Raw genomic sequence first — 25,485 nt, 5'->3', positions numbered from 1 at the left:
ATGGGGATGAATTTTATATTTAAAGTTGCCGAGATCATTTTTATGATTTTGACGGTTTATTATGGGGTAAAATTTTTACGCTCGAAAAATAAACGTAAACAAGGATTGAAAAAAAGATTTTTTTCGAGTTTGTTTGTATTTTTATTATTAGGTCTATTGGGGAACCAAACTAATGAAGTTAAATCTTCTTCAAATGACAATGTCAAAGTTGTTAGGAAATATATTGGAAAAGATAAGTACAATCTTGCTAAAGAAGAACATGCAGCATTGGTTACTAAAAAGGATAAATTAACTAAGGAATCGGATAAGACTCAAAATAAAAAAGATGATTTAGTCGCTAAGAAGAATCAAGAAAAAGAGGCTGCTGCTAAAGAACAATCAAAGCAAGAAGATGCCCAAAAGCAAGCTGAAAAACAAGCGCAAGATGAATCAAAGAACCAAGAGCAAAGTCAGATAACAATGCCTGCCAATGATAGTGCCAAAGGGGATATGAACACATCTAATACTGGTCAGATAGTTGGAAACAAGAATTCTCATATTTATCATGTACCTGGTCAAAGAGGATACAATATGAATTCATCTAATGCAGTTTACTTCCAATCTGAGCAAGATGCCATTGCGGCCGGATATAGAAAGGCCAAGGTATAATTATGAAGAAATCATTCAATATTTTTATGTCACTAATACTTTTATTTACCTTGGCAGGGTGTAGCAGTTCTAATACTGAATCAGCTCCGAAAACAAGAATAGTTAAGGACTATTCATATCAGAAAAAGGCCGATAAGTTGGCTAAGAAGAATAAGAGATTAAAATCTGATATTAAGGAACTACAAAATAAAATTACGCAAAATCAAAACTACTTGAGCGAAAATGATCAAGAAACATTTAGTAATAATAGTTCGGACACATCTAAAGACAATTTGTCTAATCTTGATTACACAGGCAGCCAAGAAATCGTTGTGAATAATAATCAGCCAGAATTTTCTGATGATGATTTATCCACGGCTAAGGGAGCATGGCAAACGTACGGTGATCTGGATAACTTGAATCGTCCCACGGTCGCTAATGCATTACTTAATACTTCGTTGATGCCGAGTGCCAAAAGAGAAAGGCTGAACTGGACTCCTACTGGTTGGCACAATAAGAAAATCGGTTCGGGCTGGTTGTATAATCGGAGTCACTTGATCGGTTATCAATTGACTGGGCAAAATAATAATCCTAAGAATCTGATCACAGGAACGCGTTCATTGAACAGCCCTGAAATGCAGGTTCATGAGATGGATGTAGCATATTATTTGAAAAAAAGTAATAGTCATTTTATCAGATATCGAGTAACGCCGATCTTTCGTAATGATGAATTATTAGCTCGCGGTGTGCAGATGGAAGCACAGTCGATCGGTGATAATTCAGTTCACTTTAATGTCTATATTTTTAATGTCGAGTCTGGTGTGACTCTAAATTATAATGATGGAACTAGTCAAATAGGTTAAAAATATTTCTATAACAAAAATAGGAGCTGTATCATGCTTGATTTGTCTCAAGCGTGATACAGCTCCTATTTGCTAACCTTTTCTAGTCGGCAAGTATCAAATTAAATTTCTATTAGCCTTAACAACGGCGACCAATCCGCGATCGATCAAATTACGTTCAATAAACCGGGCAATTTTCTTACCACCACATTTAGAAGTGTGTATGTGGTCACCACTGTCGAACTCGTATTCCAAACGTGTTTGGGATGAGTCACTGACAAATGGTGCTAGATCAACAGCATAGGGAAATGACTGTATGATATATCTGTTAAATTCTTGACGAACAACTTCTTTCTTAGGATTCCAAGCATAAATGCCATTATTGATATTTCCACGAAATGGAGTAACCGTCATTGGAACAAATACGATATTATGTTGTGAACATTTTTGGTTTAGTTTATTAATGCCGTTGATCAGCTCTTGGCTAGTGGGCAGTTCAGAAATAGGACTACCGGCACCAGGGTGCAAAAGATCATTAACACCCTCCATAAAAATAACAATATCGGGTTTAAATTCTTCAATCATTTCGTCAAATCGATCAACTCCTGCTGGCCCAAAACTCTTGACCCATTGCGATTTTCCACTTCCAGAATGCAATAGTCTATTTCCAGAAATACCATAATTTGCTGTAACGATACGGTTGATATAGGTAAGTTCTTTTGAGAGGGGGGCACTGAAGAAACCTTGATTAGTTAATGAATCACCAAAGAAAGCAATTTTGATCGGCTTTTTTTTAACCTGTGCTTGGACGGCCGAAACACCGAAAAAGAATCCGTCATCTCGATCGGTAAAGTTGTGTACTTTAGTAAATGATTCGGACATATTGGAGCCTAAAGAGTGAATCGTCTTATTAGGTGAATATATTTCAATTGATAGATAGTCATTTGCCTGAATGTCAATATCGATCCAATCAGTCCATCTAGTTGTGTGTGGTGCTATTTCAAAGGAATTCTCACCATCAATATGAACGACAATTTCAGTCTGTCCTTCTTTACACATGGTTAGTCGAGTGAATTTTAAAGGAACATCGTCATAAAGATTATTTAATAATAAGCGGATTTTTTTGGTAGCTAAGGGCTTAAAAATGGTGATTTCTTGATGACCAGATTCATTAATATTATAGATATTATTATAATCGGAAAATTCTTGTAACCACGTGTCAGTAGTAATCATAATTTTCACCTTTGATCATTTGTATTTTTTTTAACTCCCCAGAAGTAAACTAAAATAAAAGTAATTAATAATGTGGTTAGATGTGCAATGATAGCATTTAAGAAATTCGAATTTATTCCTGCCTTTGGATCAACAAAGGAGAGAATACCAACAAGTGATCCAGTTAAAGCATAATTATTCACACGCAACGTACCACAGATCAGACCACCAATACCACTACCGATATTAGATAGAATGAAAACACGCTGGTATTTTAGGATAAATTCATACATTGCAGACTCTGTTATGCCACAAAATGCTGATGCAGCTGCTTTAAACGTTTTGTTGCGAGCTTTTTTGTCATGTGTTCTTACGGCTAATGCTAAGACAGCACCACCCTGAGCGACCATAGTGATCGACAAGAGGGCATTTAGATAACTGTGGCCGTTTGTAGCAAGGTCGTTGACGACGATTGGAATTATTATCCAATGCAACCCTAAAGTTATTAAGAATTGATACGAGCCATCAACTACTAGACCAACTATTCCCGGATTCAGATTGTATAGGCTATTAACACCATCTGATAATTGATAACTGGCAATTAGAATCAAAGGCCCGGTTATCGTGACGATAACTAGTAATAGAATGATAATTTCTATTATTGGTAAGAAAGTGGTCTGCAACATTTTCGGTATGATTTTTTTGAGCAATCTTTCTAGATGTTTTGCAAACCAGGCCGCAAATATGATTGGAAAAATTGAAGAAACATAATTCGTCAGAATAGTAGGAAATGGTAAGTACCTAGCTACGGTTGAAAAGTAGACTAATATTGCACCTACAACGGCTAAAATGACTGGATTAGAATGTAATCTTTTAGCTGACGTATAACCTAGAAGAACTGGTAAAAAGTAGAAGACACCCTTGGGGATGGAATTTAGCATCATGTAAGTTCCACCAGTTTTATTGAGCAGGTCGAATTGGACTAAAATAGCTAGTACGCCTTTGAACATTCCGGCTCCACCCAGTATTCCTACTAAAGGGGCAATAGATTCAGTCAAGACACTTAGAAAACGTGAAAATTCACGTTTTACTTCTTGAGTAAAAGGAACTTTTTTCGTAGGTTTATCTTCAACTGGAGCATTTGCCAGATCACTGCCGATCTGCTTGATTATTTCATCGTAGACGTTAGTTACCTCTTGTCCAATGACTACTTGATATTGACCGCCACCTCGAGCAACATCGATAACTTTGGGTATTTTCTTGAGTTCTTCTTTATTCGTTAAGGATTCATCCTTTAAATAGAAACGCAGTCTGGTAATGCAGTGAATCAAGGAATTGATATTTTCTTTGCCACCAACATTTTTGATAATATCCGTTGCAATTTGTGAGTAAGAAACTTTTTCCTTAGTTTGAGATTTCTGATTATTAGAAATGACGATCGCAGCAGTTTTTTTGGCCTCTTTTTGACCAGTTTGTATGTGAATATCTTTTAAATAGTCAGCTGTATTGGTAATGGCAACAATAACAGTAGTTGGTCGTCCAGAGGCTTTGATCTGCTCGACATCCATCGTACCGATCTCTTCTCCAGCAGTTACTATCTGGTCAGCAACTATATTTAAGGTAAAAGGTTTTCCCGCCAATTCAACAGTATTGATCCCCATATGGACTAATACTTCGGCACCATCTTCAGTTTTAATTCCAAAGGCGTGTAGAGTGTCAGCAACATAAGCAATCGTTCCACTAACTGGAGCATAGATTTTATTATTATCAGGCTCTATCCCAAAGCCCTTTCCCATTAATTCCTGAGAAAAAACGGGATCATTTACTTGTGTAAGAGGAATAACATTTCCAGATACCGGTGACAACAAAATTAATTCAGTCATTTTAGGCATAATATTCCCTCCGTATCAATAAAGGTTAAGTTTATGGTTTATAATAAAAGTATATTTTTCTAAAAAAATTGAAAAATTTAGGTTTCATTGATAGCGGTTTCACTGTTATTATAATACCATGTTTAAACATATTATAATAGTTCTGTTTAAACAAATTATTCTTTCAAAATCTAAGTTGAGGAAAATCTGATGCCAAAGAAGTTATATACAGAAATTTACGAAACGTTAAAAAAGGAAATACATACTAATGTATATCAACCTAAGACCTCACTCCCTAGAGAAGAGGATCTTTCTGCTCGCTTTGACGTCACTCGTAACACAGTCCGACGTGCTTTAAAGCAGCTGCAAGAAGAGGGACTTGTTTATGCGGTAAAGGGACGCGGAGTTGTAGTTTTAGAACCAGTTCACAGCGATAGAGTAGTTTTCTCAGCTAATAATTCTGAAGGATTTCAAGGATTACGTTCATTTCCACAAAATAAGTTCATTCAAGAGCTAGATACAGATGTTTTAAATTTTAAAGAAGTTGAAGTTGACAAAGAAATTGCTAACATAACTTCATTTAATGTTCATGATAAAGCATTCTACCTGGAAAGGTTACGTTTATTTAATGGAAAAGGACTGGCAATTGATCACAGTTATTTTAGATCAGATGTGTTGGGTGGATTTACAAGAGAAGATGCGCAAGGTTCAGTCTACCAATATATTCGCGATAATGAATTATTCAAGGTTGCTGCTCAGCATTCGCTTTCTTCAGTAGTTTCAGCTGATCAAAGAGACAAAGAAGTTTTGGAGTTAGGTAACTTGAATTGTGTCGGTTCATTAACAAAATTTGTGTATACTGATGCTGGAAGCCTGTTTGAATATACGGAAACTCGCTATGTACCTAACAATTTCTCAATGTTAGGGTTCCAATATTACTAGGGGGAAAGTATGAAATACGAATGGCGTAAACAAGAAAAACAATTTTATTTACCTAAGCAAAAACCGATAGCTTTAGAGATTCCTAAACAAAAATTTATTTTCTTAAAGGGCGTAGGGGATCCTAATGGTCCTGAATTTAAAGAACGCATAGAAGTTCTTTATCCTATTTCTTATGGTATAAAAGCAGTTTATCGTAAATATTGCCATGATAAAGAAGTTGAGTTTGACGATTATGTCGTTTTTCCTTTAGAAGGAGTCTGGTCACTGACCGATGCTGGTCAAAAATTGGATCATTTGGATAAAAATGAATTTGTTTACGATATTATGATGCGTATTCCTGATTTTGTACCAGAAGAAGTTGTTCAAAATGCTATAAAAAATGTTAAAGAGAAAAAATATCATCCATTAATGGATGAATTAGAACAAAAAACTTATCCTGCAAATCAAGTTATGGAAATATTACATATTGGAAGATACGACGATGAGCTAGATAGTTTTGAAATGATGGATCGGGAATGTGCAAAACTAGGTAAAACAAGAATTTCTATGATTCATCGTGAAATATACTTATCAGATGCCAGAAGGGTTTCATCTGATAAATTAAAAACCGTTTTGAGATATGAAATCGAATAGGATAAATTACTTGCTATATTATTATGGTTTTGCTATTGTCATACATGATTCGAGAATTAATTAGCGAGACTTCCTCATAAAATATAGAGGAATAGGTAGATAGATATGGCAAAAAAAGCAAAAATCGAGCGTGAAAAACGACTACAAGAAACAGTCGCTAAGTATGCCGATTTACGTCAAGAATTAAAAGCTTCTGGAAATTATGAAGAGCTAAGTAAACTTCCTAGGGATGCTTCACCGACAAGATTACGTTCGCGTGATTTAATCGATGGCAGGCCAAGAGGATATATGAGCAAATTTAAAATGTCTCGTTTGAATTTCCGCTCATTAGCACATGCTGGTCAAATTCCAGGTGTTAAAAAAGCAAGTTGGTAATAAAAAAGAGCAATTCAGCCGTTTTTTGACTGAGTTGCTCTTTTATTTAGATTTATATAAAAAAATTAATACTTTTTGAGAAAACCCAAAAATGCCCATATCACAATAATGTGTACGATTTATTTCACTTTTCGTAAGAGTGTCTTACGAAAAGTGAATTTTTTCGTTGTGTTTTACTTCTAGGGTGTGTAATATAAACGTTGAAAAGAGATTTACGTGTGTGGTCGATCTCTTGTGTGTGCAGAATAATGTGTGGTTATTCTGTGTACGTTATACGTAATTTAAATATAAAGTCGAGGGTACAAACATGAAAAAATCATCTATGCTATTTATAGCTGCGTCCGTTTTGGGAATCGGATCAGCATTTGCAACAGCAACAACAGCGGAGGCTGGTTCAGTTACCGCTAAAAATTACACCGCAGAAGTTTCATCAAATCAAGCAACATTATATGATGATTCCGGTGATAACATTGACGTAGCTTTACCGGCTAACAGTACGTGGGCTGTCGGTAATGTCACTAATATCAATGGTAAAGATTACTATGAAGTTTCTACAGGAGCATATTTAAGCTCAGATGATAGTTATTTATACAAAAAAAGACCTGAGGTTATCAAAGTAGCCTCAGATCACTCAGTTCCTATTTATAATCATAACTTCGAAGAGAGAGATGACTTATCTGTTACTCCTGGAAGTTCATGGTACTCAGATTCAGTTATCACTAGCCAATCTGGAATACCTTATGTACGTATTTCTACAGATGCTTATGTTTCAATGTACGATGTCATTGAACAAAAAGTTACATCTTCAATTTCGTAATATACTTAAATGTGTGTGTTATGTGTGTGGGAAGCCTGCTGATGTGTGGTCAGTGGGCTTTTATGTTACTTGTTAAATGTGTGTGTACGTTACTTTTTTATTTCGAGGGTTAACATCTATTACAGTTATTACTATACAACCATAAGTCATTTTATATATCCCATTTTTTGAAAGAGATTCTTTCAAAAAATGGGATTTTTTAATAAATGCCTATTTATGAGGTTTTAGAAGATTATAATTATGAAATATATAGGATAAAAGAGTTTAAATATTGTCCTTATTTTGTCAATCAGACTTATAAGCGATTAGACCAATGAAGAGAAGATCATTATGATCTTTTCTTTTTTTACTTGTTACTTGTCATGAAATTAGTTCTAAATGTGTTTTGTCACAGTTCATCTTGTCTATGTTTAAGATTTGGTGATCGATATTTTACCTTATATAATTGGTGATTTCTAAACAAAAAATCCTTCTATAGATGTTAAATGAATTATTTCATTCAACAACTACAAAAGGATCATAAATTTATTTATTCTATATACTCTAAGGTGGCAGAGATCAGCCGCACAGGATAGTTAACTAATATTTATCTTCATCTGGTCTTTGGATATGCTCAGGGAATGGATGTTCCATAGCAACCTTGTTGATCTGTGGCATAGCTATTCCAGGTAGAGCACCTTTTGGCATTGGTTCCTTATAATTCTTACCACATGATTGATAATCAGGAAGGATGCCTAACTTGATAAAGATTGTTTGTTGATAAGCAATTTCAGCATTCCATTCTAGTGTTTCCATGATTCTTGTAGCAACGTGCAAGTCAGTAGCCGTAACTAAGATTCCGTGACTGTTTAATAGGAAAACATTTTCCATAGCTTTGTCACCGATCTTTGTCAAAGCATTGTGTACTGTATCGGCTAATTCTTGTGTACATGCTGGTGCGAATGGTAGACATTTGATCTCACCTAATTCACGTGTTACTTCAGTAACATTTGGCATATCCATTCCGGAAGTTGCCCAGAACATTGCTTTAGGAGCGTGTGAGTGGTAGACACAACGGATTCCAGGATGTGCTGTATAGGCTTCTTCATGCATATTAACTTCTCTAGTTACATCACCGACACCGTCGATTTTTTCATAAGTCTCGGCATCAATGACCATGATTTGTGCAGCATGTAATTCAGCAAAGTATGTTTCTGACATAAATGTTGGTGTCATTAAGATGTAGGGGTGGTCGTTTTGGTCAAAGACTTTAACTGACATGTTACCACCGGCAATATTCGTATCTTTTCTATCGAACATCTTACGAACTGTGTGAGCTAGGTCCTCACGTTCTGTTTGAAACATCATTTTCATAATAAAAGACTCCTTCTAATGAAATATTATTTTATATGGATAAAATACAATACTTGATGTCAGTGCTCATTATAGCCTGCTGGAGTAGAATAGAGTCATTGGTTAAAGAGATTGAATAAAGTTCAGATGGTAACCGTAATACAGTTCACAGGTGTTCAAAAAAGTTCAGAGTTTGGAGGAGTTTAGATATGTATCGAAAAGAGCGGTTAGATAAAATAATGGAAATAATGAGTAAAAAGAAAATTGTAGATATGAAAATCCTTGAGGATCTTACTTATGAGAGCCGTTCTACTTTGCGACGTGATTTGATCGTTCTAGAAGGCGAACATAAGATCACTAGAAATTTTGGACAAGTTGAATTAGTTAGTGATAACAATGTTGAATTTGGTTATCAAGTACGTGTCGGAGAAAATCTATCCGATAAAAAATATATTGCTAGTGTTTGCGATACTTTTATAGGCAATAATCAGGCACTAATAATTGACTCCAGTACAACTGCTTCCTATTTAGAGCCTTATTTAAGCAAACGAAATAATCTGGTCGTCATTACTAATGGATTGCATTTAGCTATGAGCCTTAATGGCAATCCTAAAATCAAAACTTTTATTGCTAGCGGAAGATTACGTCCATTTTCGGGTTCCATAGTAGGGGATTCTGCTAGAAAATTTATGGAAGGATTTCATGCTGACATCGCGATCATCTCTTGTGCCGGGGTCGATAAAAATGGAGTTTATATGGCTAGTGATGAACAGTCAGCCGTTAAGTCACAAATGTTAGCTCAGGCTGAAAAGACGATCTTATTATGTGACCATACTAAAATAGACCGCGTCGACTACTATAGATTGTGTGGGCATGAAGATATCGACGTGATAGTAACTGACAAATGTCCACCGGAGGAATTCATACAATCGGTCGAAGATCAAAATGTAGAGATTGTCTATTAGAAAAATGAACTAGTATGGATAAGGTGTTAAAATATGTTCAAAAAATGAACAGCTTATCTGAGTAATTTGTGCACTTTATTCAAAAGTGTTGGAACTCATTGATTGATGTGGTGTAAGCGCTTTATACTCTAGGCGTGGATGAAGTACAAACACAAAAATTGGAGGGTTTACATTATGTTAAAAACTGAATTTCCTAAATTGGGTATCCGTCCTACGATTGATGGCCGTAGACGTGGTATTCGTGAATCACTTGAAGATCAGACAATGGAAATGGCTAAATCAGCTGCTAAGTTGATTGAAAGCACATTGAAATATCCAGATGGAACTCCTGTTAAAACTGTTATTGCCGATACAACAATTGGTGGCGTACGTGAAGCCGCTATGGCAAAAGCAAAATTCGATAAAGAAAATGTTTGTGGTACTTTAACTGTTACACCTTGCTGGTGCTACGGTAGTGAAACAATGGACATGTCCAAGAACTTACCTCATGCTATTTGGGGCTTTAATGGTACAGAACGTCCAGGTGCTGTTTACCTAGCTGCGGTTCTTGCTGCACATACTCAAAAGGGTATTCCAGCATTCGGTATTTATGGTAAAGATGTACAAGATGCAGATGACAAGTCAATTCCTGACGACGTCAAAGAAAAGATCATTCGCTTTGCTAAAGCTGCTTTCGCTACAGGTATTATGCACAATAAAGCTTACCTATCAATTGGTAATGTTGCCATGGGTATTGGTGGATCAATCACAGATGCTGATTTCTTCCAAGACTACTTAGGTATGCGTAATGAATACGTAGATATGTCAGAAATCGTTCGTCGTTGGGACGAAAAGATCTACGATCCAGAAGAATTCAAGAAGGCTCTTGCATGGGCTAAAGAATATACACCAGTTGGACCAGATGTATATAACGAAGACGATCCTAATAAATTTACTGATGAAGAAAAAGAAGCTCAACTAGAAAAATGTGTCAAGATGTACATGATTGCCAAAGACTTGATGGATGGTAACACAACTCTTGAAGAGTTAGGTTACAAAGAAGAGTCAGAAGGACACTACGCAATTGCTGCTGGATTCCAAGGCCAACGTCAATGGACTGATCACTTCCCTAATGGTGACTACATGGAAACAATGATGAATTCACAATATGACTGGAATGGAATTCACGCACCACACGTATTTGCTACTGAAAATGATAGTTTGAATGGTACATCAATGTTATTCAACTACTTATTGACAAATACACCTCAAATTTTTGCTGATGTACGTACATTTTGGAGTGCAGACGCCGTTGAAAGAGTTACAGGAACTAAATTAACAGGTGTCGCTAAAGATGGATTCTTACATCTATCAAACTCAGGTGCTCAAACACTTGATGCTACAGGTGATGAAAAGATCGATGGCAAACCAGCTATCAAACCATTCTATGACCTAGAAGAAGACGAAGCTAAAGCAAACCTTAAAGATACACGCTGGATCCCTGCAAATATCGGCTACTTCCGTGGCGGTGGTTTCTCAAGTAACTATGTTACAAAAGGTGGACCAGAAGGTATGCCTGTAACAATGTCACGTATCAACCTTGTTAAGGGTGTTGGACCAGAACTACAAATTGCTGAAGGATATGCTGTTGATTTACCAGAAAACGTCTTTGACGCTGTCAACAAACGTACTGATCCGGGCTGGCCTTCAACATTCTTCGTTCCAAAACTAACTGGTAAAGGCGCATTCAAGTCAGTATATGACGTAATGAACAACTGGGGTGCAAACCACGGTGCAATTAGTTATGGTCATATTGGTGCCGACCTTATCACATTAGCATCTGTTCTACGTATACCAGTCAATATGCATAACGTTGACGAAGACAAGATCTTCAGACCACGTTCATGGGCTTCACTTGGTACAGCTAACCTTGAAGCTGCTGATTTTAATGCATGTAAAGCATTTGGACCACTATACGACTAATATGAATGGATGTGTATCTAATGAAACGAAATGTAATCGCGGTTGATTTAGGTGCAAGTTCAGGAAGAATAATTTCAGCATCTTTAGAAGATGGAAAAATGGAACTGAAAGAACAGTTCCGTTTTTCTAATCAACCGATAGAATTGACCGATTCACTATATTGGGATTATTTAAAAATATTCCAAGAAATCAAATACGGCTTGATGATCGCTCAGCGTGATCTAAAAAAAATCGATAGTTTAAGTGTTGATACTTGGGGTGTCGATTATGGATTAGTAGGTCATGATGGGAAGATGCTTTTAACTCCTCATAGTTATCGTGATACGCGAACGGAAGAGTTTGAAAATAAACTTTATGAAAAACTTACGCCTAAAGAATTGTTTGCTTTAACTGGTGTACAACCTAATTTAATTAATTCTAACTTCCAATTATTCGCTGATATGAATTTACATCCATATCTAAAAGATGAAGTTGCAAATATCATGTTCATGCCGAACTTGGTAGAATACTTCTTCAGCGGAGTTAAGTCTAATGAATTTACAATTGCTTCAACAAGTGGACTCCTAGATGGAGTCAATCGGGAATTAAGCGATGATGTCTTTAACCGTTTAGGATTTAAGAAAGAATGGTTCGGAGATATACAACGTGGTGGACATGTTCTAGGTAATGTATTGCCGGATATTGCCAAAGAAGTACATTTGGATTCTGACATTAAAATTATCAATGGAATTGGACACGATACTGGCGCTGCAGTTTACTCATTGCCTATTTCAAGTCAAGAAGCTAAAAATGTTGCCTTTATCAGTTGTGGTACTTGGTCGATCGTTGGCCAACAGACTGATAAACCAGTTGTAACTGAACAAGCCTTTGAAGCTGGTTTAACTAATGAGGGATGCTTTGACGGTGGAAATCGTCTACTCCAAAACATCACTGGACTTTGGATAGTTCAGGAGCTTCAAAAAGAATGGTCATTCGAAGGTGAAATGGTTGAGTTCAGTAAGATGGTTGACGAAGCTGAAAGTGCTGAACATATCGGTAGTTATATAAATCCAAATGATCCATTATTTGCCACTCCAAGTAATATGGAAGAAAAAATTGTTAAATTCTTGAAAGAAACTGATCAAAAACTTCCAAATTCACGTGGTGAATTGCTACAAATAGTATTTGAAAGTTTAGCTTTAAGTTATCGTGATACGATCAATAATCTTGAAAATATTACTAATGAAGAAATTAAACGAATTTATATGTTTGGAGGTGGGATCAAAAATAGATTACTTGTACAATTAACGGCTAACTTCTGTAAGAAAGAAATTCAAACAGGACCAACTGAGGCCAGTGTTACAGGTAATGTACTAGCTCAATATAAGGCACTTGGATACTTCAAAGACGATGCTGAGCGTTTAAGTATTGTTAAAAGTTCTTTTGACACTAGAGTAATAACCCCACAAGCTATGGATTCAGATGAATTGAATAATCGAATCGACGGTTTTACAAAAATTTTGAAGAAAGAAATTGCTATTTAGGGGGGTCAAATCATGGAAGAAGTCCAAGATACAGAAAAGAAGATGAAAACTGCACCCATAGTTTATGTCTTTGCTATCTTAGGCGGATTTGCCGGATTACTTTATGGTTACGATTCAGGTGCTATCTCATTGGCACTTCCATCGATTACTAGTGCATTCGGTTTGAACGCCGCAGAAAAAGGCTTGGTTGTAAGTTTCCTTCTATTCGGTGCTTTACCATCAATCGTTGTCTTTACAGCTCTTGAAAAGAAAATTGAACGGCGTAATGTTTTGATCGTCGGAGGTATCATCTTTATTATTGGTAGTATTATGTCGGCACTGGCTGGATCAACAGCATTCTTAATGTTTGCTAGATTGGTACTTGGTGTTGCCGCAGGTATCGCCAATATGTATGGATTGATTTATTTATCAGAATTAGCTCCTAAAAATATTCGTGGTTTAATGTCATCACTTTACCAATTGAGTGTTAACATCGGTATCTTAGGTGCATATGGTGTTGGTGCCTATAATTTGGCAAATAACGCTTGGCGTTGGACATTAGGACTTGGAGTAGTTCCAGCCGTTATTTTCACAGTTGGTATGATATGCAGTCCCCAAAGTCCACGTTGGCTTATCAGAGATGGACAAATTGATAAAGCTAGAAGGGTTCTTAAGAAGGTTCGTGTTACAGACAAAGAAGTTGAAGATGAAATTACTGATGTTCAAAACAGCTTAAAGACTAAAGAAGCTGGATTGGGTGAGTTATTCGGTAAGTTTAGACCAGTTCTAACTTTGTTATTCGTACTAACAGCTTTCCAAGTATTCACAGGTATTAACGCTGCTGTTTATTACGCACCAGAGATTTTCCATAACTTAGGATTAGCACATGCAAGTATTATTGCTGACTTCGGTGTTGGTGCAGCCTTAGTTATCTCTACTTTTGTATCATTACCATTTATTGACCGTTTAGGTCGTAAAAAATTACTTGAAATTAGTTTAGGTGGTCAAGTGTTACCTGCCATTGCCATGTGTATTTGGTCAAATAATGCTACCATCGCTGTTATTTCGATCTTCCTATATGTATTTATGTTCGGTTTTGGTTTAGGACCTGTTTTCTGGTCATACGTTCCAGAAATTCTTCCTTTAAAGGCTAGAGCCCTAGGAATGGGTGTTATTACCTTTACACAATACTTATTCAACGCCTTATTCTCATTAGTTTTCCCTATCATTTTGGAAGCAATCGGAATTAATATTTTCTACTTCTTCGCTGCCTTATCACTGTTTGCCGTTTGGTACATTCATAAATATGTCCTTGAGACAAAAGGTAAGTCATTGGAAGAAATTGAATCTTATTGGGAACAAAAGGAGGCTTAAAATATGTTAAACAATATTCCTAAGGAATTATCTCCAGAACTAGTTAAGTGTCTTATGGAAATGGGACATGGAGATGAGATCCTCTTAGCTGATGGAAATTATCCTGCTTTGACAAATAACGATCGTGTTATTCGTGCCGATGGTTTAGGAGTTCCAACGCTATTGGAAGGAATCCTCAAGTTGATGCCACTTGATACATATTCAGACTATCAAGCCATTCTAATGGAAACAGTCGAAGGGGATCCTCGTCCAGATATTTGGGACACATACAAGAAGGATATCGGAGACGCCTTTCCAAAATATAATATTAAAACTATTGAAAGACAAAACTTTTACAAGTATTCCAAGGGATGCTTTGCAATTATTCAAACCGGTGAAACTGCTCTATACGGGAACTTGATCCTTAAAAAGGGTGTAGTAATTCCTAAAGATTAATAAATTTGCATAAGTTGCTTTCTACATATGAGGACACGGACGGAAAACGTGTCCTCTTTTTTTTGTTTAAATCAATTTTTTGCAGTTACCATTTTGTCAAATAGGATAACAATAATAATTGGATGGGAGGCTGAGTAAATAGCAATTAGGAATAAATCACTTTTACTGAAAAAGCATCAAAAATATTGAAAATAGTGAAATTGAAAAGTTGCCATATTGTCAATTAGCTTGAAACCGGGAAATAATAAGATAAAATTGAATTTGTCGAAGTCATTAGACTGGGGAATATTTCAGTAAATATGAATATTGGTTTATGACACGACGAAACTAATACAAATTAACAGTAAGTATTCTGTTTAATGTTGAACTGGGGATTTAGTATCTGAATAAAATGAGGCAGTAGTAGATTTACCTCAATAATAAAAATATTAAGTTATTTGTTTAAACAAATAACGATAAAATCCCTAGAGAGGCTAAGAATGCGTCAAAAATCGCAAATTTCGTTTACAAAAAAGGCCTCTTTTATAAGAGGCCTTTTTATTATAATGATTATAAATCAAGTAAATAAATATTAATCGCTATTAGATTGTATTAATTGCTTTGATTTAACACTGTATGTTTTTTTGAATGGTAGATAGTTTCACGAAAGAGATTCTCCCAAGAGGTGTAGATTATGAAAAATAATTTATTTATTTTTTTAAAAAAACCGGCTACGATGTTCGTTATCAAAACGGTTACCTTTTTCGTAATTTTCATAGTGCTTTTGTATATCTATGGATATAGCGGGGTCGGTAGCGCCAAGTTTATTTATAACGAGTTCTAGCGAGAAAGAAGGGGAAACACATGAATGAAGTAATTGAAAGAATTACTGAAGCCGCGGTGAGAGATCCAAAGAAGATCTGTTATAAAAACGGCTCAGAACAAAAAACGTATCAAGAATTAATTCAAGAATCAGATCGAATTGCCAGCTTATTGCAAGGTAAATTTCTTCCAAAGAAAAGTCCTATCATAATCTTTGGTGGCCAACAGTTTGAAATGTTAGTAATGTTCCTGGGTGCCATTAAGGCTGGACATCCATACATTCCTGTTGACGACGCCTCTGATCCATCGAGAATCATTCAAATTAATTCAGTTGCAAAACCAGCGTTAGTTCTGAATTTTAGTGAAGTTGATGACTTTAATATTGATACACCAATAGTTTCAAAAGCGGAAATCAAAGAGGCATTGAACTCTGATAACAATATTTATGACTCTGCTTTAAGTGTTGGCGATGAAGATAATTTTTATATCATCTTTACTTCTGGAACTACTGGTACTCCTAAAGGTGTTCAAATCACTACTCATAATTTACTCGACTTTGTTGACTGGGCTTGTTCAGAGTTTGATTATGATAATAATCATGAGTTACTTCTGCAAGCACCGTTCTCATTTGACCTATCTGTTTTTGACATTTATCCAGGGTTAGTGAGTGGTTCGACTTTAGATATAGTCGACAAAGATACAACAAAGAATTTTGGAAAACTGGAAAGTGCCATTTTAAATTCTAATTTTGATACTTGGGTATCTACACCATCATTTTTTGAAATGTGTCTCTTGTTTAGAAACTTTAATCATGAACACGTTCAAAATCTTCATAAATTTATTTTCTGTGGTGAAGAATTAACTCATGCCACGGCTCAAAAATTACTTAAAAGATTTCCTAAGGCAAAACTTTATAACACATACGGTCCAACTGAAAATACGGTTGCAATAACTTCGGTTCAAATCACTCCAGAAGTTCTAGTTAAATACGATCGTTTACCAATTGGTTATTTAAAAAATAATATGCATCATTTTTTAGACAATGCTGTTAATGAACCTAATGGTTATCAAACTGGTGAACTGCTTGTAAGTGGACCAGATGTGTCTAAAGGATACCTAAACAATCCACAACAAACATCACGTGCCTTTGAGGAAGTTGAAGATAGAATTTACTATCATACAGGCGACATGGTCAGTGAATCTACTGATGGAATGCTTTTTTACAAAGGCCGAACTGATTTTCAAATTAAGATGCACGGTTATCGGATCGAACTTGAAGAGATCGATTCCTTATTAGGAAATCTTTCGCAAGTTAAGCAGTCTTGTACTGTGCCACTTTATAATAATAAGAAACAAGTCAGCAAGATCATTGCTCACATTGTTTTAGAGAATGAGTTTAAAGAACTCGACCAACAACAGCTGAATCTCCAGATAAAAGACGAATTGAAGAAGACAACAATGGATTACATGATTCCTAACGTGTTGGAATTTGTTGAAACCTTACCGATCAGTAGTAATGGAAAAATTGACCGTAAGGCTCTAATGGGCAAAGTTAATGCATAACATTACACCGTATAGCAGCCCAGCCTATTTCATTTATCTGACCGTATTACTTCTTCCTATCATGGTCGGATTATTTTTCGGCAAGCGTTTCAGATGGTATGAATCCATTGCAACATTAATTATTTTGTCGATTACCTTCTTCGGAGATAAGTCATTACAAGGTGTTTCACTGATTTTCTATATTTTGTTTGAAATGTTGATCATATTCTCGTATCTGAAATATCGCAGGAATGAAAATAATAAGAATAGCTTCTGGATTTTTACTTCCGCAGTTATTCTAGCAATCGTTCCTTTAGTCTTTGTAAAATTAGATCCATTATTAAAGAACGCCACAATCTCATTATTTGGCTTTTTAGGTATCAGTTATTTAACCTTTAAGTCGGTTGAGATGATTATGGAAATTCGTGATGGGGCCATAAAAGAAATTAAGGTAACTGATTTTCTGAGATTTATTCTCTTCTTCCCAACAATTTCTTCAGGACCAATTGATCGATTTCCACGTTTTCAAAAAGATGTTTTAAATATTCCTAGTCGTGATAAATATATGGAGATGCTAAAAGGCGGAACCAATAAGTTGATGCTAGGGTTAGTCTATAAATTTATTATTGGTTACTTCTTCGGTACGTTATTATTGCCAAAAGTTTCAATTTTGGCACTGTCATATCGAGGCGAGACGCCATTAGGATTGTCTTGGGCCTTAGTAGCCTACATGTACGTTTATAGTATGTATTTATTCTTTGACTTTGCAGGATACTCACTTTTTGCTGTCGCAATCAGTAACTTCATGGGTGTTAATACACCGATGAACTTCAAGCGTCCATTCCAGTCAGTTAATATCAAAGATTTCTGGAATAGATGGCATATCACTTTATCCTTCTGGTTCAGAGATTTTATCTATATGCGTTTGATGTTTTTCATGATGAAGAAAAAATTGATCAAAAGTAGAATAACAATGGCCAATATCGGCTATATCACATTGTTTCTGATTATGGGATTCTGGCATGGGGAGACTTGGTATTACATCGTTTATGGTATCTTCCACGCTACAGCCATGATCACAAATGATGCTTGGTTAAGGTATAAAAAGAAGCATCGTAAACAGATTCCAAGTAATAAATTTACTAAAGCATTCGCAATCGTTTTAACTTTCCACGTAGTTTGCTTCAGTTTTCTGATTTTCTCAGGATTTCTAGATAAATTATGGTTCTAATAAGGAGAACAATTATGGACACAAAAGAAGAAAAAATTATCAGTATTTTACAAGATGTAACAGGATTAGATAATGTCGGCAGCAACCCAGATGAAGATCTATTTGCTGATGGGATTTTAGACTCAATGGCAACGGTCGAAGTACTTGTAACATTACAGGATGAATTCGGTATTCAAGTTCCCGTATCAGAGTTTGATCGTTCACAATGGTCAACTGTTAACAAAATTTCTGCACGTGTAGCAGAATTGGAATAAACTATGAAAAAAAAGTTGTGGATGACTTTTGGACCTGTAATAGTTGCAGCTGTCGCCCTGTTATTGCTTTTATGGACACCGATCAAATTTAAGACAATCACACCGACAAAAATCGATCAGGCGTCTACCTCTCTAGATATTAGAGTTTTAAAGGGAGAGGATGTAAAGAATGCGGCTGAAAATGAAAACTACATTCCTATTATTGGATCATCTGAACTTTCCAGAATGGATCCATTCCATCCATCTTCCATGGCACAAAAGTATCACTGGAAAAATAAGCCTTTCTTATTGGGTAATCCTGGAACAGCATCGCTCACACAAGCGTTCAATGTTAATGGAATGACTAATTTGAAAGATAAAAAGGCAGTATTTATAATTTCACCGCAGTGGTTCACCAAAAAGGGAATTAGAAACGATGCTTTTAAATATTTCCTATCACCAATGCAATTAAGTGGATTTATTTTGAATGCTAATCATGGAAATAAAGAAATGAATGAGTATGTTGCCCGTCGTGCAATTGACTTAGGCATTAAAGAAGGACCGATTGAAAATCAAGCCCTTCAAAGAATTGCAAACGGTCAAAAGATAACTAAAGTACAACGATTCTACATCGAACATTTCACTAGAAGTAGTCTCCAAAGCCAAGATAATTTGTTTGGAACGGCCTTCTTAAATGATCATCAAAAGAAAATTAATAATGCAGCCGCAAAATTACCTGATGAATATGATTATAAGAAGTTAAACAAATTAGCGGCTAAAATGGCTAAGAAACATTCACATGAGAATGATTTGCAGATCGGTGATTCATTTTATAAGAGACAATTGATGAAGCGGATGTACACATTTAAGGATTCACATACTCATGCTGATTATCTGCATTCTCCGGAATATAATGACTTTCAGGCTCTGTTGTATATGTTCAAACAAAACCATGTTCAGGTAATGTTTGTCATTCAACCAGTTAACCCAAAGTGGGTCAAATATACTGGAATGCCAAAAAGTGCTTTGATCAACTTTGATAAGAAGATAACTTATCAATTGAAATCACAAGGATTCAAAGACATCGTTGATTTAACTGATGTTAAAAATCAAAACTACATTGCTGAAGATACTATTCATATGGGATGGCGTGGTTGGCTAATGCTGGATAAACATTTGAAGAACTTCTATAAAGATAAAAATGCTGATCCAAGTCAGACAAACTATCAAATGAATAATTATTTCTTGACGGATACATGGGCCAATAATACGAAGTTTTAAACTTCCCAAACCTGGCAGGTGAGGGAAGTAAAGCCCGCAATAACTGGATACTGTGTTTCCCCTCAAGCAATGTATCCGAGACCTCCAAAAAATTTTGGAGGCCTTTTTAGTGTTCTCTGCGATATATTTTAAGAATATAGAATAATATATTATTTTTATTTACTTTTGATAATATATGTTATATGATGAACTCCATAAAGTGGAATTCAGAAACCATTAAGGAAAACAAATATTTTTTTACCTATATATGTGAAAAAATTAACAAAAAGGAGAGTTACTATGGACCAAAAAACAATCAGCCAGGAAATTTTGCTAAGAATGGTTAAATCATTCGTAAAAAATGAAGTGGCTCCATATGATATGGAAATAGATCACACACGTTCTTACGTGAATGACCTATTAGCAAAAGTTAGACAAAATGATTTTTTGAGTCTGATGTTGCCCAAAGAATATGGTGGTGCCGGTTTTGATGGACGTACAACTGCTAAAGTAATTAATGAGATCGCTAAAGGTAACGCTAGTTTGGCCGTTACTTTAGAGGGCCATTTTAAGTCGATCGACCAGATTGTGAAATATGGTAATGATGAGTTAAAAAATGAATACTTGCCACAGGCTAAAAATCGTATCGTAGCCTTTTCGATGACAGAACCAAGTGGTGGATCCAATCCGATGGGAATTAATTCACATGCTGAAAAGCACGGAGATAAATGGATCATCAATGGTGATAAAATTATGATCACTAACGGTGGTTTGGCTGAAATTTATTGTGTACTAGTCAAAACAGCCCCAACTGAATTGTCAATTTTTGTAGTTGATAATGAAATGGAAGGCTTTGAATATGGTAAACAAGAGAATTTCCTAGGACTGACGGGTGTTCCAGTTGGCGAAATCGTTATGAATAATATCGAAGTTGACGATTCCCACTTACTCGGAAAAGTTGGTATGGGAAAAGAGATTGGTGATAGTGCTCATGATGACGCTCGTGTATTAATGGGAGCCGTTTTAACTGGGATAATGGAACATGAACTTGACCTAGTTACTGATTATGCCACTCATCGAAAGGCTATCGATACACCAATTATTCAAATGCAGGGTATTCAAAGAAAAGTTGCTGACATCGCCATCTCAAAAGAAACAACGAAATTACTTTATCAAAAAGCCGCTTGGATGAAAGATCATGGTCAAGATTATGAAGAGGAAGCTGCAATGGCTAAGGCGTATGGATCAAGAAGTGCCGTTAAGGCTGGAGATGATTCATTACAGATTCTTGGAGGATATGGATACAGCTTGGATTATCCAATTGAACATTTGATCAGAGATGCTCGTGCAATGGAGATTGCTGAAGGAACTGTTGAGAAAATGAGAACCGCAATTGCACTAAAAGAAGCAGAAAGTCGCGCTTAGGAGGATATTATGAAAATAGTCGTAGGAATCAAACAAGTACCAGAAACAACTAACGTTAAAATAAATGAGAAGACTAAAAATATTGACCGTCGCGGCATTAATGGTGTGATCAATCAATATGACCGTCACGCTTTGGAAGCTGCTTTTGAAATAAAGGCTAAAACTAATGCAGAAGTTATTGTCATGACTATGGGTCCAGATGACTTTGTAGTTTCATTGCAAGAAGCTCTAGCACTAGGTGCAGATTCAGCTGTACTTTTATCTGATCGTGCTTTTGCGGGTGCTGACACTTTGGCAACTGGCTATGTTTTGAGTAAAGCCATTCAAAAAATAAATGACGTAGATCTAGTTATTCTGGGACAACAATCGGTTGATGCTGACACTGGTCAAATGGGTCCAATTGTTGCAGAGTTTTTAGATATTTCACAAGTTACCTATGCTAGTAAGATAGATATTGCCGACGGAGCTCTTCATATTAAACGCTATCTTGAAACGGTCGAGCAAGATATTACCGCTAAATTACCATTATTGTTGACTGTTACAGACCAAGCTAATGATCCCAAATACGTAAATGTAGTAGAAATTACTAAGAGTTTTGAAAAGCCAGTTATAACATGGCATGCTACTGACTTGAATCTTGATGACGACCGTGTCGGTCAAGCCGGATCTCCTTCAATTGTTAGGAGTATCTCTTCCCCTAAGGCCGTCGCAAAAGATAATCATAAGTTGGCTGACAATCCTCAGGATGCTGCCGATGAATTAGTTAAGATCTTAAAAGAGAAAAATATCTTAATGGAGGACAAATAAATGGAATTGTTAAAAGAAAATTGGATTTTTGCTGAAGTAGATTTAAATAAAGTTAATCCGATAACTTACCAATTAATTACTAAAATGAATCAAATTAGTAATTTACCTGTTACGGTGGTCCTCATTGAGAGTACTTCTGAAAATTTAGAAGATGAAATTAAAGAATATGGCCCTGACAAGATCATTATCATTAAAAATGATCAACTTGCTCAAGGTAATGATTTAGAGATGACGAATGCTTTAGATACTTTAATAGAAAAAACTGGTCGTCCTAATAGTTTCGTTTTTGCTGCAACAGTAGTTGGTCGTTCACTTGCACCCAGACTACAAGCCAGATTGAGAACAGGTTTGACAGCTGATTGTTTAGATCTCCATTTTGAAGATGATAATACGTTGATACAAACAAAACCTTCATACGGTGACAATATTATGTGTGAAATTGTAGTACCTAACCATCGTCCACAAATGGCAACGGTTCGTTCAAATGTTTTTGAAGCTAAAAAATTAAATAATCCAATGCTTAAGGTAATTAATATTACTAATTTAAAAGTTATTTCTGATCGGCAACTGACGATCTCAAGTAAGACTTTGCCACAGGAGAACGCAGAAAGTATTAATGATGCAAAACGTATCGTTGCTGTAGGTCGTGGTGACAAAACCGAAGAAAACTTAACAAATGCGAAGAGATTAGCTGATAAATTACATGCGGTGATCGGAGTTACTCGCCCATTGACTGATCTTGAAGAGTTCAATATTAATGATCAGATAGGTCAGAGTGGTCAGAGTGTTTCACCAGATATTTTGATAAATCTAGGAATTTCCGGAGCGGTTCAATATACAGCTGGCATTTCTAATGCCAAAACTATTGTATCCGCCAATACTGATAAAGATGCTCCAATTTTTGAGTATTCTGATTATTACTTTGTCGGAAATGCTGAAGAATTTTCTAAGGCATTAGAAAAGGTACTCCAATAATAAATAAAGCGGTTTTCATCATTTGATGGGAATCGCTTTATTTAGTTTATATAATATCTAATATTTGCAAAAGAAATTCATATTTGTTATCGTGATATTGTGCTGCTATTATTTATAACTTATAGATAATAGCAATTTTATTACATAGAATAATAACTTATGAAACTTGTTTTGAGTTTTAAATGAACAAGATTATGACCAAATAGCTCTCATTATTGAGGGCTAATTTTATTCATAACGGTATATAACAGAATAGGGAAGAAGGATTTAATGAGTAAGAAAGTTGAAGTTAAGAATTTAACTAAGATTTTTGGTAAGCATGTTGGTCGTGCCAAGGAGCTTATCAAGCAAGGTAAATCTAAATCGGAAATTCTGAAAGAAACTGGAGCCACCGTGGGAGTGGATCAAGCCAACTTTGAAATTGAAGATGGTGAAATTTTCGTTATCATGGGACTTTCAGGTAGTGGTAAATCTACATTAGTTCGTATGATCAACCGTTTGATCGAACCAACTGATGGTGAAGTATTAATTGATGGTGAGAATCTAATGGGGATGGATAAGAAGACCCTTCGAGAAGTTCGCCGTAAGAAAATGAGTATGGTTTTTCAAAATTTTGGATTATTACCTAATAGGACCATTATGGAAAATGCTGAATATGGGTTAGAGATTCAAGGTGTTGATAAAGAGGAACGTCGTAAAAGAGCACAGAAGGCTTTGGAACAAGTCGGTATAACTGGTTATAACGATGAATATCCAGATCAACTATCTGGTGGAATGCAGCAACGTGTTGGTCTTGCCCGTGCCTTAGCTAATGATCCACAGATACTTTTGATGGACGAAGCATTCTCAGCGCTTGATCCATTGAACAGAACAGATATGCAGGATCAGTTATTGGATATTCAAGAAGGCTTGAAGAAAACAATCATCTTTATTAGTCATGATTTGAACGAGGCATTAAAGCTTGGTGATCACATTATGATAATGCGTGATGGGGAGGTTATCCAAACCGGGACACCAGAAGATATATTGACACATCCTGCCAATGATTACGTGGAAGAGTTTATTGAGAATGTTGACCGTAGCAAGGTCCTAACCGCTGGTAACGTTATGATCCGTCCTGTAACGATCAATATTGACAAGGCCGGTCCTAGACTTACCTTGAAACGTATGAAGAATAATGAAGTTTCAACCGCTTATGTTGTCGATAACAAACGTAAACTGGTCGGTATTGTTGATGCCAATGATGTTATTGATTTGGTTAGACATGATAGTAGTGATCTTCGTTCGGTAGTTAAGACCGATGTTCCTACTACTAATGAAGAAACTCCTATTTCTGGTTTGATGGATGATATTTCACAGACAGGTATTCCATTTGCCGTAACTAATGACAAAGGACAACTCAAAGGAATTATTGTTCGTGGTGCCGTACTTGGTGCTCTTGCAGGAAATGAGGTGAGTGAATTTGAGTAGTATTCCACAATTACCATTAGCTGATTGGATCGATAGTTTCGTCAATTGGTTGGTACAATTTACAGGATTTTTCAATGCTATAACCAATTTTATTGGTGGAATAAATAATGCCTTTCAATGGATTTTTGATCTAATACCAATTTGGCTCTTCATTATTTTAATCTTAGCTTTAACATTTTATGTTAATCGAAAAGATCAGCGTTGGAGTTTACTGATTTTTGAATTATTAGGTTTATTGTTGATTTGGAATTTGGATTTCTGGCGTGATATGACACAAACTTTGACATTAGTTTTGACTTCTAGTTTGATCGCATTAGTTATCGGTATTCCTTTGGGAATTTTGATGGCTAAGAGTCACATTGCTGAAATTATTTTGAAACCTGTTCTTGATTTCATGCAGACAATGCCAGCTTTTGTTTATCTGATACCGGCGGTTGCACTGTTTGGTATTGGGATGGTACCTGGTATTGTAGCCTCAGTTATTTTTGCAATGCCTCCAACAGTTAGAATGACAAACATGGGTATTCGTGAAGTTCCAGAAGAATTGATCGAGGCCGCTGATTCTTTTGGATCAACTGAATGGCAGAAGCTATTTAAGGTTGAACTTCCAATTGCCAAAACAAGTTTGATGGCTGGAGTTAACCAAAGTATGATGCTATCACTATCGATGGTTGTTATTGCTTCTATGATCGGTGCGATGGGACTTGGAACTAAAGTTTATTTTGCCGTTGGTAGAAATGATGCTGGTGGTGGCTTTGCTGCTGGATTAGCTATAGTTATCTTGGCAATTATCCTAGATAGATTGACACAATCATTAACTAGAGATCATAGAGGATAGGAGGGATCGTTTGA

The 25,485-nt window shown here is 35.9% G+C and carries 24 protein-coding genes; 21 read left to right on the top strand and 3 right to left on the bottom strand.

The features are described 5' to 3' along the window. The first annotated feature begins 6 nt into the window (after window positions 1-6). Both EKM64_RS02255 and EKM64_RS02250 read left to right on the top strand, forming a co-directional pair. Window positions 7-648, top strand: a complete 642-nt coding sequence (locus tag EKM64_RS02255; protein ID WP_125675145.1) for a sunset domain-containing protein — start codon at window positions 7-9, stop codon at window positions 646-648. Continuing rightward, on the top strand, window positions 648-1,490 hold the full coding sequence (locus tag EKM64_RS02250; protein ID WP_377769374.1) for a DNA/RNA non-specific endonuclease: 843 nt from the start codon (window positions 648-650) through the stop codon (window positions 1,488-1,490). The genes EKM64_RS02255 and EKM64_RS02250 overlap by 1 nt, the downstream gene beginning before the upstream one ends. Window positions 1,491-1,586: 96 nt before the next feature. Here the strand turns inward: EKM64_RS02250 and EKM64_RS02245 are convergent, their stop codons facing one another. Next, window positions 1,587-2,702 carry an SGNH/GDSL hydrolase family protein gene (locus tag EKM64_RS02245; protein WP_125675141.1) on the bottom strand — a complete coding sequence of 372 codons (1,116 nt, stop codon included), beginning with the start codon at window positions 2,700-2,702 and terminating at the stop codon, window positions 1,587-1,589. A gap of 5 nt (window positions 2,703-2,707) precedes the next feature. Next, entirely contained in the window at window positions 2,708-4,573 is a 1,866-nt protein-coding gene (locus EKM64_RS02240) for a glucose PTS transporter subunit IIA (protein WP_125675139.1), read from the bottom strand. A gap of 189 nt (window positions 4,574-4,762) precedes the next feature. On the opposite strand from EKM64_RS02240, the gene EKM64_RS02235 reads away from it, so the two are divergent. From EKM64_RS02235 to EKM64_RS02220, 4 genes are all read left to right on the top strand, one after another. Then, a complete protein-coding gene (locus tag EKM64_RS02235) occupies window positions 4,763-5,494 on the top strand; it encodes a GntR family transcriptional regulator (protein WP_125675137.1) in 732 nt (243 codons plus the stop codon). Between the two features lie 9 nt (window positions 5,495-5,503). Then, complete coding sequence (locus EKM64_RS02230) at window positions 5,504-6,127, top strand: GyrI-like domain-containing protein (RefSeq protein ID WP_125675135.1); 624 nt, start codon at window positions 5,504-5,506, stop codon at window positions 6,125-6,127. Window positions 6,128-6,232: 105 nt separating this feature from the next. Continuing rightward, entirely contained in the window at window positions 6,233-6,502 is a 270-nt protein-coding gene (gene rpsN, locus EKM64_RS02225) for a 30S ribosomal protein S14 (protein WP_125675133.1), read from the top strand. 307 nt (window positions 6,503-6,809) lie between these two features. Then, window positions 6,810-7,319: an SLAP domain-containing protein gene (locus EKM64_RS02220; RefSeq protein WP_125675131.1), complete on the top strand. Its 510-nt coding sequence runs from the start codon at window positions 6,810-6,812 to the stop codon at window positions 7,317-7,319. Window positions 7,320-7,898: 579 nt separating this feature from the next. Here EKM64_RS02220 and EKM64_RS02215 read toward each other — a convergent pair. After that, the gene (locus EKM64_RS02215) at window positions 7,899-8,672 is read right to left on the bottom strand and encodes a class II aldolase/adducin family protein (protein WP_125675129.1); all 774 of its coding nucleotides are present in this window, start codon (window positions 8,670-8,672) and stop codon (window positions 7,899-7,901) included. 188 nt (window positions 8,673-8,860) lie between these two features. Between EKM64_RS02215 and EKM64_RS02210 the strand changes: the two genes are divergently transcribed. The 15 genes from EKM64_RS02210 to EKM64_RS02140 all read left to right on the top strand — a co-directional run bounded on the left by EKM64_RS02210 (window position 8,861) and on the right by EKM64_RS02140 (window position 25,471). Further along, complete coding sequence (locus tag EKM64_RS02210; RefSeq protein WP_125675127.1) at window positions 8,861-9,616, top strand: DeoR/GlpR family DNA-binding transcription regulator; 756 nt, start codon at window positions 8,861-8,863, stop codon at window positions 9,614-9,616. A 174-nt stretch (window positions 9,617-9,790) separates the two neighbouring features. Continuing rightward, the gene (locus EKM64_RS02205) at window positions 9,791-11,578 is read left to right on the top strand and encodes an L-fucose isomerase (protein ID WP_125675125.1); all 1,788 of its coding nucleotides are present in this window, start codon (window positions 9,791-9,793) and stop codon (window positions 11,576-11,578) included. A gap of 20 nt (window positions 11,579-11,598) precedes the next feature. Next, on the top strand, window positions 11,599-13,101 hold the full coding sequence (locus EKM64_RS02200; RefSeq protein ID WP_225420931.1) for a rhamnulokinase: 1,503 nt from the start codon (window positions 11,599-11,601) through the stop codon (window positions 13,099-13,101). Window positions 13,102-13,113: 12 nt separating this feature from the next. Next, a complete protein-coding gene (locus EKM64_RS02195; protein ID WP_164505268.1) occupies window positions 13,114-14,454 on the top strand; it encodes a sugar porter family MFS transporter in 1,341 nt (446 codons plus the stop codon). Between the two features lie 3 nt (window positions 14,455-14,457). Further along, window positions 14,458-14,889 carry an RbsD/FucU family protein gene (locus EKM64_RS02190; RefSeq protein ID WP_125593216.1) on the top strand — a complete coding sequence of 144 codons (432 nt, stop codon included), beginning with the start codon at window positions 14,458-14,460 and terminating at the stop codon, window positions 14,887-14,889. A gap of 673 nt (window positions 14,890-15,562) precedes the next feature. Then, complete coding sequence (locus EKM64_RS02185; RefSeq protein WP_125675121.1) at window positions 15,563-15,712, top strand: teichoic acid D-Ala incorporation-associated protein DltX; 150 nt, start codon at window positions 15,563-15,565, stop codon at window positions 15,710-15,712. Between the two features lie 20 nt (window positions 15,713-15,732). Continuing rightward, complete coding sequence (gene dltA, locus EKM64_RS02180; RefSeq protein WP_125675119.1) at window positions 15,733-17,253, top strand: D-alanine--poly(phosphoribitol) ligase subunit DltA; 1,521 nt, start codon at window positions 15,733-15,735, stop codon at window positions 17,251-17,253. Then, window positions 17,246-18,463: a D-alanyl-lipoteichoic acid biosynthesis protein DltB gene (gene dltB / locus EKM64_RS02175; protein WP_125675117.1), complete on the top strand. Its 1,218-nt coding sequence runs from the start codon at window positions 17,246-17,248 to the stop codon at window positions 18,461-18,463. Before dltA ends, dltB begins: the two co-directional genes overlap by 8 nt. Window positions 18,464-18,477: 14 nt before the next feature. Next, a complete protein-coding gene (dltC, locus tag EKM64_RS02170) occupies window positions 18,478-18,717 on the top strand; it encodes a D-alanine--poly(phosphoribitol) ligase subunit DltC (RefSeq protein ID WP_125675115.1) in 240 nt (79 codons plus the stop codon). Between the two features lie 3 nt (window positions 18,718-18,720). Continuing rightward, window positions 18,721-19,977, top strand: coding sequence for a D-alanyl-lipoteichoic acid biosynthesis protein DltD (gene dltD / locus EKM64_RS02165; RefSeq protein ID WP_125675113.1), 1,257 nt, complete (start codon window positions 18,721-18,723; stop codon window positions 19,975-19,977). Between the two features lie 279 nt (window positions 19,978-20,256). Further along, complete coding sequence (locus EKM64_RS02160) at window positions 20,257-21,381, top strand: acyl-CoA dehydrogenase family protein (RefSeq protein ID WP_125675111.1); 1,125 nt, start codon at window positions 20,257-20,259, stop codon at window positions 21,379-21,381. Between the two features lie 9 nt (window positions 21,382-21,390). Further along, complete coding sequence (locus EKM64_RS02155) at window positions 21,391-22,188, top strand: electron transfer flavoprotein subunit beta/FixA family protein (protein WP_125675109.1); 798 nt, start codon at window positions 21,391-21,393, stop codon at window positions 22,186-22,188. Then, on the top strand, window positions 22,189-23,163 hold the full coding sequence (locus tag EKM64_RS02150) for an electron transfer flavoprotein subunit alpha/FixB family protein (protein ID WP_125675107.1): 975 nt from the start codon (window positions 22,189-22,191) through the stop codon (window positions 23,161-23,163). Between the two features lie 270 nt (window positions 23,164-23,433). After that, window positions 23,434-24,633 carry a quaternary amine ABC transporter ATP-binding protein gene (locus EKM64_RS02145; protein WP_125675105.1) on the top strand — a complete coding sequence of 400 codons (1,200 nt, stop codon included), beginning with the start codon at window positions 23,434-23,436 and terminating at the stop codon, window positions 24,631-24,633. Then, window positions 24,626-25,471, top strand: coding sequence for an ABC transporter permease (locus EKM64_RS02140; protein ID WP_125675103.1), 846 nt, complete (start codon window positions 24,626-24,628; stop codon window positions 25,469-25,471). The genes EKM64_RS02145 and EKM64_RS02140 overlap by 8 nt, the downstream gene beginning before the upstream one ends. Window positions 25,472-25,485: the final 14 nt, after the last annotated feature.

The sequence above is a fragment of the Companilactobacillus keshanensis genome, from assembly GCF_003946205.1.
Taxonomy (GTDB): domain Bacteria; phylum Bacillota; class Bacilli; order Lactobacillales; family Lactobacillaceae; genus Companilactobacillus; species Companilactobacillus keshanensis.
This window is presented reverse-complemented; position numbering and strand designations above follow the sequence as displayed.

Coding starts and splice junctions, on each gene's coding strand:
- EKM64_RS02255 (WP_125675145.1), top strand. CDS start 7: ATGAATTTTATATTTAAAGTTGCCGAGATCATTTTTATGATTTTGACG.
- EKM64_RS02245 (WP_125675141.1), bottom strand. CDS start 2,702: ATGATTACTACTGACACGTGGTTACAAGAATTTTCCGATTATAATAAT.
- EKM64_RS02240 (WP_125675139.1), bottom strand. CDS start 4,573: ATGCCTAAAATGACTGAATTAATTTTGTTGTCACCGGTATCTGGAAAT.
- EKM64_RS02235 (WP_125675137.1), top strand. CDS start 4,763: ATGCCAAAGAAGTTATATACAGAAATTTACGAAACGTTAAAAAAGGAA.
- EKM64_RS02230 (WP_125675135.1), top strand. CDS start 5,504: ATGAAATACGAATGGCGTAAACAAGAAAAACAATTTTATTTACCTAAG.
- rpsN (WP_125675133.1), top strand. CDS start 6,233: ATGGCAAAAAAAGCAAAAATCGAGCGTGAAAAACGACTACAAGAAACA.
- EKM64_RS02220 (WP_125675131.1), top strand. CDS start 6,810: ATGAAAAAATCATCTATGCTATTTATAGCTGCGTCCGTTTTGGGAATC.
- EKM64_RS02215 (WP_125675129.1), bottom strand. CDS start 8,672: ATGAAAATGATGTTTCAAACAGAACGTGAGGACCTAGCTCACACAGTT.
- EKM64_RS02210 (WP_125675127.1), top strand. CDS start 8,861: ATGTATCGAAAAGAGCGGTTAGATAAAATAATGGAAATAATGAGTAAA.
- EKM64_RS02205 (WP_125675125.1), top strand. CDS start 9,791: ATGTTAAAAACTGAATTTCCTAAATTGGGTATCCGTCCTACGATTGAT.
- EKM64_RS02200 (WP_225420931.1), top strand. CDS start 11,599: ATGAAACGAAATGTAATCGCGGTTGATTTAGGTGCAAGTTCAGGAAGA.
- EKM64_RS02195 (WP_164505268.1), top strand. CDS start 13,114: ATGGAAGAAGTCCAAGATACAGAAAAGAAGATGAAAACTGCACCCATA.
- EKM64_RS02190 (WP_125593216.1), top strand. CDS start 14,458: ATGTTAAACAATATTCCTAAGGAATTATCTCCAGAACTAGTTAAGTGT.
- EKM64_RS02185 (WP_125675121.1), top strand. CDS start 15,563: ATGAAAAATAATTTATTTATTTTTTTAAAAAAACCGGCTACGATGTTC.
- dltA (WP_125675119.1), top strand. CDS start 15,733: ATGAATGAAGTAATTGAAAGAATTACTGAAGCCGCGGTGAGAGATCCA.
- dltB (WP_125675117.1), top strand. CDS start 17,246: ATGCATAACATTACACCGTATAGCAGCCCAGCCTATTTCATTTATCTG.
- dltC (WP_125675115.1), top strand. CDS start 18,478: ATGGACACAAAAGAAGAAAAAATTATCAGTATTTTACAAGATGTAACA.
- dltD (WP_125675113.1), top strand. CDS start 18,721: ATGAAAAAAAAGTTGTGGATGACTTTTGGACCTGTAATAGTTGCAGCT.
- EKM64_RS02160 (WP_125675111.1), top strand. CDS start 20,257: ATGGACCAAAAAACAATCAGCCAGGAAATTTTGCTAAGAATGGTTAAA.
- EKM64_RS02155 (WP_125675109.1), top strand. CDS start 21,391: ATGAAAATAGTCGTAGGAATCAAACAAGTACCAGAAACAACTAACGTT.
- EKM64_RS02150 (WP_125675107.1), top strand. CDS start 22,189: ATGGAATTGTTAAAAGAAAATTGGATTTTTGCTGAAGTAGATTTAAAT.
- EKM64_RS02145 (WP_125675105.1), top strand. CDS start 23,434: ATGAGTAAGAAAGTTGAAGTTAAGAATTTAACTAAGATTTTTGGTAAG.